Source organism: Variovorax sp. GW821-FHT06D12 (assembly GCF_059419205.1).
In genome coordinates, this window is sequence record NZ_JBWKRI010000006.1 from 148,644 (window position 1) to 158,409 (window position 9,766).

Sequence of the window (9,766 nt, forward strand, 5' to 3'; positions counted from 1 at the left end):
GTGCGACAGCAGGGTTGAGACGGGCGGCTTAGCCTTGCGCCTGTTTCAACTCTGCCCCCTCAATCCACGATGTCCACCCTTTTCGACCCCGTCCAGGCCGGCGACCTCCAGCTCGCCAACCGCATCGTGATGGCGCCGCTCACGCGCAACCGCTCGCCCAACGCGATCCCGCCCGACATCGCCGCCACCTATTACGCCCAGCGCGCCAGCGCCGGCCTGCTCATCACCGAAGCCACCGCCATCAGCCACCAGGGCCAGGGCTACGCCGACGTGCCCGGCCTCTACGGCACCGAACAGCTCGACGCCTGGAAGCGCGTGACCGACGCCGTGCACGCCGAGGGCGGCAAGATCGTCGTGCAGCTGTGGCACGTGGGCCGCGTCTCGCACACCGAACTGCAACCCGGTGGCGGCAAGCCCGTCGCGCCCTCGGCCATCACCGCCAAGACCAAGACCGTGCTCATCAAGGACGGCGTGCCCACCTTCGTCGAAACGTCGGAGCCGCGCGCGCTCGACGCGGCCGAGCTGCCCGGCATCGTCCACGCCTATGCCGCGGCCGCACGCAACGCCGTCGAGACCGCGGGCTTCGACGGCGTCGAGCTGCACGGCGCCAACGGCTACCTGCTCGACCAGTTCCTGAAAGACGGCAGCAACAAGCGCACCGACGACTACGGCGGTTCCATCAAGAACCGCGCGCGCCTGCTGCTCGAGTCCACGCGCGCCGTGGTCGATGCCGTCGGCGGCGGCAAGACCGGCATCCGCCTGTCGCCCGTCACGCCCGCCAACGACGCGCACGACAGCGACCCGCAGCCGCTGTTCACCTACGTCGTGCAGCAGCTCGCGCCGCTGAACCTGGCCTACATCCACATCATCGAAGGCGCCACCGGCGGCCCGCGCGAAATCGCCGACCGCCCCTTCGACTACGAAGCCCTCAAGGCCGCCTACCGCGCCGCCGGCGGCAAGGCCGCCTGGATGGTCAACAACGGCTACGACCGCCCCCTGGCCGAAGAAGCCGTGAAGGAAGGCGACGACCTCGTGGCCTTCGGCAAGCCCTTCATCTCGAACCCCGACCTGGTGCGCCGCCTGCGCGAGCACGCGCCGCTGAACGAGCTAGACAAGGCGACGATGTATGGGGGTGGGGTGAAGGGGTATACGGACTATCCGGCGCTGGGCTGAGCCCACGGCAGCCCCTGAGGGCCATGGCAAGATGCGGCGGCCCTCTTCATCAACGTCCGCCTGCAGGAGCGCAACGCCATGGCCCGCATCGAACAACGGCTCGCAGCACTCGGCCTCGTGCTGCCCCCACCGGTCACGCCACCACCCGGCGTGGTCCTCCCCTTCCAGTTCGTCCGCGTCGTCGGCCGGCGCGCCATCGTCTCGGGCCATGGTCCGCTGGATGCCGATGGCCGCATCGCCGCGCCGCTTGGCAAGCTCGGCGCCGAACTGACCGTCGAGCAGGGCTACACCGCGGCGCGCCTCACCGGGCTCGCGATGCTCGGCAGCCTGCAGCGTGCGCTCGGCGACCTGGACCGCATCACCGCATGGACACGTGTGTTCGGCATGGTCGCTTCGGCGCCCGGATTTCAGCAGCAGCCGGCGGTCATCAACGGGTTTTCCGACCTGATCCTCGAGCTCTTCGGTCCCGAGGTCGGCGCTCATGCACGCAGCGCCGTGGGCATGGCCGAGCTGCCTTTCGGCATCCCGGTGGAGATCGAGGGCGAGGTCGAGTTCGACGCGTGAGCGACAAAGCAGCACCCTGGCAACTGCGCCGCGCCACCGCCGACGACGTGGCGACTGTCACAGCATGCGCGGTCGAGGCCTTCCGCACCTACATCCCGCGCCTGGGCCTCACGCCGCGGCCGATGACGCGCGACTACGCGCAGGCCATCGCGCACCTGCAGGTCTGGGTGGCCGAGCGGCCGGAGCAACAGATCGGCGCGGCGCTGCTGCTCGACGTCACCGACGAAGGCTTCCTCATCGACGTGATCGCGGTCCACCCCGACCACCAGGGCAGCGGCGCGGGTCGCGCCTTGCTTGAACTGGCCGAGCGCGAGGCGCTGCGCCAGGGCCACGCATCGATCTACCTGTTCACGAACGAGAAGATGACCGAGAACCTCGCGCTCTACCAGCGCATCGGCTATGTCGAGTTCCGGCGCGAATCCCTCGACGGGCGCACACGCGTCTATCTGCGCAAGCCACTGACACGCGCGTGAACTGTCAGGCGTCATCCCCGAAGGTCACGCTCACGCGCAAGCCGGTGGGCTCCGCGGCATCGAGCCGCAGCTCTGCCCCCAGCAGCTCGGCATAGCGCGCCACGATCGACAGCCCCAGCCCCGCGCCCTGCCCCAGCTTCTGGCCCGCGGGCCCTTGCGCCCAGCGTTGCATGAGGTCGCGCTGCGCTTCGAGCGGAATGCCGGGTCCGTCGTCGATCACGCTCAGCGTGCGACCCGCGAGTTCGACGGTGATGGTGCGACCGCCGTAGCGCAGTGCGTTGTCGATCAGGTTGTCGAGGATGCCCTCCACCAGCGCTTCGTTCGCAAGCACCGTCACGACGCCGTCGTCGAGGCCGCGCGCACCCAGGTCGACGCCGCGCGCGTCGGCGCGCGCGAGGTGGCGCAGCACAGTCTGCTCGGCCAGCATGTCGAGCGACACGGGCGTGCGCTGCAGGTCGGTGCGCGCCTCGTCGGCCAGTGCCAGCGCCAGCAGCTGGTCGATGAGGTGGCTCGCACGCGCCTGCCGTTCGGACACACGCGTGAGCTGCTCGCGCCACACCTCGGTGTCGTGCTGCGCGAGCCCGTACTCGGCCAGCGCGCGAATGCCCGCGAGGGGCGTGCGCAGTTCGTGCGCCACGTTGCCCACGAACTCGCGTTGCGCGCGCACGCTGTGGCGCAGCCGGTCGAACAGCGCGTTGACGGCATCGCCCAGGCGCTGCAACTCTTTCGAGGTCTGCGCCACGGTCACCGGCGAGAGGTCGCGCACGTCGCGCGTGTCGAGTGCACGCTGCAGCTCGCCGAGCGGTCGCAGGTCGCGTCGGATGCCATGCCAGAGCCACACCGCCAGCAGCACCAGCAGCAGCACCTGCGGCGCCATGGCATAGAACAGCAGCCGCTGCACCAGTGCGGCGCGGCTCAGCGTGGTCTGGGCCACGATCACGCGGTAGGGCATGTGCAGGCCGGGTTCGGCGTCGTGATCGAGCACGACGGCGCGCAGCACGTTCCCGTCGTAGTCGATGTCGGAAAAACGGTAGCGCGAACCTTCGTCGGGCAACGGCGCCTTCAGGTCGCCCCTGCCGGAGATGAGCGTGCCGTCGAGCCGCTGCACCGAGAAGTAGACCTTGTCGGTCTGGTCGAACAGCACGGTCGCCACCTCGCGCGGCGTCAGCAGCAGTTCGATGCCGCGCTCGCCGGCCTGCACGTTGGCCGACAGCGCATAGGCGTCGTCGAGCATGCCGCGGTCGAAGGCCTGTTCCGAAAAATAGTTGGCGATGACGAGTGCGATCACCGCGCCGGCCATCCAGGTCAGCGCCAGCGGCACCAGCACGTTGCGCAGCACGCGCCGCGTGAGCGAAGGTGCAGTGCGCGTGACCGGTGGGAGGGCCTCGCTCACGGGCGGCCTCACACCTCGGCTTCGAGCAGGTAGCCGATGCCGCGCAAGGTGCGGATGCCCGCGCCCGAGCCGAGCAGCTTCTTGCGCAGGCGCGAGATGAAGGCCTCGAGCGCGTTGTCGCCCAGCGATTCGTCAAAACCCGAGAGCTTGTCCGACAGCGCCCGCTTGCTCACGGTGCGGCCCGGCGGGCTCATGAGTTCCCACAGCACCTCGAACTCGCGCGCCGGCAAATCGAGCGGCGCGTTCGCGACCGCGAAGCGCCGCGCCTTGCGGTCGAGCTTGAGCTGGCCGAGCACCACGATGTCTTCGGTGCCCTTGGCGCGCCGCACCAATGCACGCAGCCGTGCCTCCACCTCGGCAAGGTCGAAGGGCTTGCCAAGGTAGTCGTCAGCGCCGGCGTCGAGCCCGGCGATGCGCTCTTCGGTGCGCCCGCGCGCCGTGAGCACGAGCACCGGCGTGCGGTCGCCGCGCGCACGCGCCTGCCGCAGGGCCGTGAGGCCGCTCGCCAGGCCGCTGGTGGGGCTGGCGGTGGCGGGCAGGTTGAGGTCGAGCAGCACGGCATCGAAGGGCTGCACGCGCCACAGGTGGTCGGCATCTTCGACGTTGGTCGACACGTCGACCCGGTGGCCCGCGTCGGCGAGGCTGCGCAGCATCACGTCGCGCAGCACGGTGTCATCTTCCACAAGCAGGATTCGCATGGTGAGTGAATGAGTGGTGGGTGATTTGTGGGTCTGCCCTGGCGATGGACGCGTCAGCGGCCGGTCAGTCGCTCACCGCGATAAACGCGACATGAGCATACGACACACCTTCCGATGAGTGCACGCGATACCTCCGATCCCTTGAGCCTGGTGTCCCCCGCCGTGCAGCGCACCGCGGTGGTTCTGCTGCATGGTTTATGCAGCACGCCTGACGAGCTGCTGACCGTGCAATCGACCCTGCAGCGCCACGGGTATGCGGTGCAGCCGCTGTGCATCGTCGGCTACTCGTTCGACGCCGCCGCGCCGCTGCAGCAGGCCGCGCCCTTCGAGCGCTGGCTCGACACCCTCGAGGCGCACGTGAAGGCGCTGCGGCGCACGCACGACCGCGTGATGCTGGTCGGCATCTCGGCCGGCGCCTCGCTGGCCCTGGGCGGCGCCATCCGCTGCGGCCGCGAGGTGGACGCGCTGGTGCTCATGTCGACCACGCTGCGCTTCGACGGCTGGGCCGTGCCGCGCACGCGCTTCCTGCTGCCGCTGGCCTTCTACACGCCGCTGGGCCGCCTCTGGCAGTACCGCGAGCGCCCGCCCTACGGCGTGAAGAACGAGCGCGTGCGCACCTGGATCGAGCGCGAGCTGCGGCATCGCCAGGTCTCGCGCGCCGGCAGCGCGGTGATCGGCGTGGGCCACCTGCGCGAGCACGACCGGCTGATCCGCCACGTGCGGCGACGCTTGAACGACGTGCAGTGCGAGCAGGTGCTGGCGCTGCATGCGCGCGAGGACGAGGTGGCCAGCCTGTCCAACCTCGACCTGCTCGTGCGCGGGCTGCGCTGCGCCTCGCTGCGCACCGTGGTCCTGAACAACAGCTACCACATGATCAGCATCGACAACGACCGCCAGCAGGTGGTGCGCGAGACCCTCGCCTTCGCCGAGACCGTGGCCCACGGCCCGGTGCCCGAACCCGTGTTCCGCGTCCGCGGACTTGCTCTTCACGCCTGAAAGAAAGGTACCCCCTCATGTCTTCCTCTCCCACCTTCAACAGCATCGCCACCATCCTCGAGACCGATTTCCGTGTGGAACGCGCGAAGATCTCGCCCACCACCGCGATGTCGGACCTCGGTCTCGATTCGCTGGCGCTCATGGAGTTCGTCTTCGCGGTGGAAGACGCCTTCCACCTGCGCATTCCCGAAGACCTGCTCGACCCGCGCGAAGCCGGCATCACGCTGCAGCGGCTGTGCGAGGTGATTGACGCCGAAGGCGAAGCCGTCGCCGCACGCGCCGAGCCCATGGCAGCCGCCGCATGAGCAGCGGCGCCGCCCATGCCGTGCTCGCGGCCACCGCCACGGCCCACACCGCCGCCGCACCCGTGCACGTGAGCGGGCTCGGTTTCATCACGCCGCTCGGACGCAGCATCGAGGCCTTCGACGACGCGCTGTTCGCCGGCCGCTCCGCGGTACGCGCGCAGACGCTCGAGATCCCCGGCATGGACCCGATGGCCATCGCCGCCGCCACCTGCGACTTCGACGCCAGCGGCGTGCGCAGCGCCTCGCGCCTGCCGCTGGACCGCGGCACCGCGATGGCCCTGGCCGCTGCGCAGGACGCCGCGGCCGATGCCGGTCTGGACCTCGACGCCCTCGACCGCGACCGCCTCGGCATCTTCTGGGGCAGCGGCCTGGCCGGCGCCGGCACCTTCGACGCCACCACGCGCGCGCTCTACGGCGAACAGCGCCGCATGCGCCCCACCACCGTGCTCACCGTGATGCCCAACGCGGCGGTCGCCGAACTGGCGCTGCACTTCGGCGCGCGCGGCGCGGCATTGGCCTATGCCTGCGCCTGCGCTTCATCGGCAGTGGCCATCGGCGAAGCCATGCGCGCCATCCGCGGCGGCTGGATCGACATCGCCATCGTCGGCGGCCACGACGCCATGCTCACGCCCGGCGTGATGGCCAGCTGGCATGCGATGCGCGTCATGGCGCCGCCACCGGCCGATGCGCCCGCCACCGCCTGCCGTCCGTTCTCGGGCGACCGCGCGGGCTTCGCCATCGGCGAGGGCGCGGCGGCGCTGGTGCTCGAATCGGAAGCCCATGCGCGCGCCCGTGGCGCCGGCGCGCAGCCCTTCGTGCTCAGCGGCTACGCCAGCAACTGCGACGGCACGCACATCACCAACCCCAACCCGGCCGGCCAGGTGCGCGCGATGCGTGCGGCGCTGCGCGACGCCGGGCTCGTGCCCTCGGACATCGGCCACATCAACGCCCACGGCACGGCCACGAGCGCGGGCGATGCCGCCGAGGCCGCGTCGATCGGCGAACTGTTCGGCGACGCGGCACCCGTCAGCGCGACCAAGGCGATCCACGGCCACGTGCTGGGCGGCGGTGGCGCCATCGAACTCGTGGCCGCACTGCGCGCATTGGCCCGCGAGACCCTGCCGCCCATCGCCCACCTGCACACGCCGGACGCCGCGTTCGGCAACGTCGACTTCGTGCGCGGCGCGGCGCGCGAGGCGCGGGGGCTGCGCCATGTGCTGTCGAATTCTTTCGCCTTCGGCGGCACCAACGCGGTGATCGTGGCGAGCCGGCGCGTCTCGGAGGGTTGAACTTCGGGGGAGGAAAAAAGCGGGGCGGTTGTCAGCACCGCTTTGCCATGGCTATGCTCGGCCGCATCCATCCTTGCGGACCTCATAGAAGAAGCGCGACATGCCCCTGCACCGCCTCGCCACCCCCTCCGACTTCGACACCGTCTTCGATCTCTACATGCACGAGCGGGTAGTGCCTTACCTCGGCTACGACCCGATGCCGCGCGACGACTTTCGCCCGATCTTCCAGGGCTTGCTCGACAGCGGTGCGTTCTTCATCTTCGAAGTCGATGGCCAGGTCGCCGGCTTCTACCGCGTCACGCGCTACCCAGGCCGTGCACAGCATGTGGCGAGCCTGGGCACGCTCGCGGTCGATCCCACATTGCATGGCCGTGGCATCGCGCAGACCATGGTGACCGACGTGCTCGCGCGGCTGAAGGCCGAAGGCGTTCGCCGCGTCGAGCTGATGGCCGAAAGCGACAACGCCACGGCCCTGCGTTTCTATGCCCGGCTGGGCTTCGTGCAAGAAGGCACGCTGCGCCAGTTCTACCGCCGGGCCGGTGAAGCGGACTTCATCGACGAGCACCTGATGGCGCTGCTGTTCGACTGATCCACTGTTCGGTCAGTGGTGTTGTGGGTGCTTGGGCTTCCAGCGCCGCAGCAACAGCGCATTGGCCATCACGCTCACGCTCGACAGCGCCATCGCCGCGCCGGCCACCACCGGGCTCAGCAAACCGAAGGCTGCGAGCGGGATGCCGGCCACGTTGTAGGCGAAGGCCCAGAACAGGTTCTGCCGGATCTTCGCCACCGTGCGGCCCGAAAGCTCGAGCGCTTCGGCCACGAGCGCGAGGTCGCCGCGCATCAGCGTGATGCCGGCCGCTTCCATCGCCACGTCGGTGCCGCCGCCCGACGGCGCCATCGCGATGCCCACATCGGCCGCGGCGAGCGCGGGCGCGTCGTTCGCGCCGTCGCCGACCATCGCGACCACATGGCCGTTCTTGCGCAGCGCGCTCACCTGCTCGGCCTTGTCGGCCGGCAGCACGTCGGCGCGCACGTCCTCGGCCGGAATGCCCAGGCGCGCGGCCATCGCCTGCGCCGCGCGCAGGTTGTCGCCCGAGATCATCACCACGCGCAGGCCACGACCGCGCAAGGTGCGGATCGCTTCGGCAGCTTGCGGCTTCGGCTCGTCGGCGAAGGCCAGCAGTGCCTGCACATGCGCGGAACCCGCATCATCGAAACGCAGCAGCGCGGAGACCGTGGCGCCTTGCGACTGCAGGCGCTCGATGTCGGCCTCGGCCGGCATCGCGTCGAGCTCGCGGCACCAGCGCAGGCTGGCGATGGCCCAGGTCGCGCCGTTCACTTCGCCGCGCACGCCGCGCCCCGGCATGGCCTGCATCGCACCGAGCGGCGGCGCCTGCACACCGCGTTCGGCGGCGGCAGACAACACGGCGCGTGCGAGCGGATGTTCGCTGCCGCCTTGCAGGCTGGCGGCCGTGGCGAGCAGGTCGTTCTCCTTCGCCAGCGCACCGGCCGCGGGCAGCAGCGCCGTGAGCACGGGGCGACCCACCGTCAGCGTGCCGGTCTTGTCGAAGGCCACGGTGTCGACACGGTGTGCAATTTCCAAAGCCCGTGCGTCCTTGATGAGGATGCCGTGCTTCGCGGCCACGCCCGTGCCCGCCATCACCGCCACCGGCGTCGCCAGGCCCAGCGCACAGGGACAGGCAATGACCAGCACCGCCACCGCATGGATCAGCGCGGTCTCGACGCCAGCGCCCGCGACCATCCAGCCGGCGAAGGTGACGAGCGCAATCACCAGCACCACCGGCACGAAGACCGCCGCCACCTGGTCGACCATGCGCTGGATCGGCGCCTTGGCGGCCTGCGCGTCCTCGACCAGCCGGATGATGCGCGCCAGCACGCTCTCGGCGCCGACCGCGCGCACCTCGATGACCATGCGGCCGTCGCCGTTCACCGCGCCGCCGGTCAATGCGTCGCCGGGGTTCTTGGCCACGGGCAGCGGTTCGCCCGTGAGCATCGATTCGTCGACCTCGGACTGCCCTTCGAGCACGCGCGCATCGGCCGGCACGCGTTCGCCGGGGCGCACGGCGAGCCGGTCGCCGACCATCACCTCGGCCAGCGGCACGTCGCTTTCCTTGCCGCGTGCATTGATCAGGTGCGCCACTTCGGGCCGCAGCTGCTGCAGCGCGCGGATCGCCGAGGTGGCCTGGCGCTTGGCACGCGCCTCGAGCCACTTGCCCAGCAACACCAGCGTGATCACCACCGCCGAGGCTTCGAAATACAGGTGCGGCACCATGCCGTGCCCCGCATGCTCGCCGGTGGCGGCGCGCCACCACAGCCACAGCGACAGGCCAAAGGCCGCGCTGGTGCCCAGCGCCACCAGCAGGTCCATGTTGCCGGTGCGGGCCCTGGCTGCATGCCAGCCCGCGCGGTAGAAGCGCGCGCCGAGCCAGAACTGCACCGGCGTGGCGAGCAGCAGCTGCACCCAGGGCGGCAGCATCCAGCTCTGGCCAACCAGGTCGCCGAGCATCGGCGCCATCAGCGGGATCGACAGCGCCAGGCCGATGGCCACGGGCATGAAGCCGTGCCAGGGCGACAGCGCGGCGGCCTCGTCCTGCGCGGTGCTCTCGGCGCGCGGCTCGTAGCCGGCGGCGCGCACGGCGCGGCGCAGCAGCAGGGCCATGTCCTCGCCGCCGGTGGCCACGATGCGGGCCGACTCGGTCGCGAGGTTGACGCTCACGTTCTGCACGCCGGGCACGTTCTTGAGCGCGCGCTCCACGCGCATCACGCACGAGGCGCAGGTCATGCCGCCGACCGAGAGGTCCAGCGTGGCGGCGGCCGCGGAAGGTTGAGGCTGAATGTGTTCCATGGTCCCGAG

General features: G+C 70.6%; 10 protein-coding genes. 7 read left to right on the forward strand and 3 right to left on the reverse strand.

Going from position 1 to position 9,766, the window contains the following annotated elements; translation table 11 throughout:
* Positions 1-69 precede the first annotated feature (69 nt).
* From AC07SQ_RS19665 to AC07SQ_RS19675, 3 genes are all read left to right on the forward strand, one after another.
* Positions 70-1,173: an alkene reductase gene (locus AC07SQ_RS19665; protein WP_159279063.1), complete on the forward strand. Its 1,104-nt coding sequence runs from the start codon at positions 70-72 to the stop codon at positions 1,171-1,173.
* 78 nt (positions 1,174-1,251) lie between these two features.
* Complete coding sequence (locus tag AC07SQ_RS19670) at positions 1,252-1,737, forward strand: RidA family protein (protein ID WP_495272592.1); 486 nt, start codon at positions 1,252-1,254, stop codon at positions 1,735-1,737.
* Complete coding sequence (locus AC07SQ_RS19675; protein WP_495272593.1) at positions 1,734-2,210, forward strand: GNAT family N-acetyltransferase; 477 nt, start codon at positions 1,734-1,736, stop codon at positions 2,208-2,210. Before AC07SQ_RS19670 ends, AC07SQ_RS19675 begins: the two co-directional genes overlap by 4 nt.
* Before the next feature lie 4 nt (positions 2,211-2,214).
* On the opposite strand, the gene AC07SQ_RS19680 is transcribed toward AC07SQ_RS19675, so the two are convergent.
* Both AC07SQ_RS19680 and AC07SQ_RS19685 read right to left on the reverse strand, forming a co-directional pair.
* Positions 2,215-3,603: a sensor histidine kinase gene (locus AC07SQ_RS19680; protein WP_495272594.1), complete on the reverse strand. Its 1,389-nt coding sequence runs from the start codon at positions 3,601-3,603 to the stop codon at positions 2,215-2,217.
* An 8-nt stretch (positions 3,604-3,611) separates the two neighbouring features.
* Entirely contained in the window at positions 3,612-4,301 is a 690-nt protein-coding gene (locus AC07SQ_RS19685) for a response regulator transcription factor (RefSeq protein WP_056574813.1), read from the reverse strand.
* Between the two features lie 114 nt (positions 4,302-4,415).
* Between AC07SQ_RS19685 and AC07SQ_RS19690 the strand changes: the two genes are divergently transcribed.
* The 4 genes from AC07SQ_RS19690 (at position 4,416) to AC07SQ_RS19705 (ending at position 7,480) form a co-directional block, all read left to right on the forward strand.
* Entirely contained in the window at positions 4,416-5,297 is an 882-nt protein-coding gene (locus tag AC07SQ_RS19690; RefSeq protein WP_495272595.1) for an alpha/beta hydrolase, read from the forward strand.
* A gap of 17 nt (positions 5,298-5,314) precedes the next feature.
* Positions 5,315-5,602 (forward strand): acyl carrier protein, encoded by a 288-nt coding sequence (locus tag AC07SQ_RS19695; protein ID WP_495272596.1) that lies wholly within the window; start codon positions 5,315-5,317, stop codon positions 5,600-5,602.
* Positions 5,599-6,891 (forward strand): beta-ketoacyl-[acyl-carrier-protein] synthase family protein, encoded by a 1,293-nt coding sequence (locus tag AC07SQ_RS19700; protein ID WP_495272597.1) that lies wholly within the window; start codon positions 5,599-5,601, stop codon positions 6,889-6,891. The genes AC07SQ_RS19695 and AC07SQ_RS19700 overlap by 4 nt, the downstream gene beginning before the upstream one ends.
* A 100-nt stretch (positions 6,892-6,991) precedes the next feature.
* Positions 6,992-7,480 carry a GNAT family N-acetyltransferase gene (locus tag AC07SQ_RS19705; RefSeq protein WP_489060409.1) on the forward strand — a complete coding sequence of 163 codons (489 nt, stop codon included), beginning with the start codon at positions 6,992-6,994 and terminating at the stop codon, positions 7,478-7,480.
* A 12-nt stretch (positions 7,481-7,492) separates the two neighbouring features.
* Here the strand turns inward: AC07SQ_RS19705 and AC07SQ_RS19710 are convergent, their stop codons facing one another.
* Positions 7,493-9,757: a heavy metal translocating P-type ATPase gene (locus AC07SQ_RS19710; protein WP_495272598.1), complete on the reverse strand. Its 2,265-nt coding sequence runs from the start codon at positions 9,755-9,757 to the stop codon at positions 7,493-7,495.
* Positions 9,758-9,766: the final 9 nt, after the last annotated feature.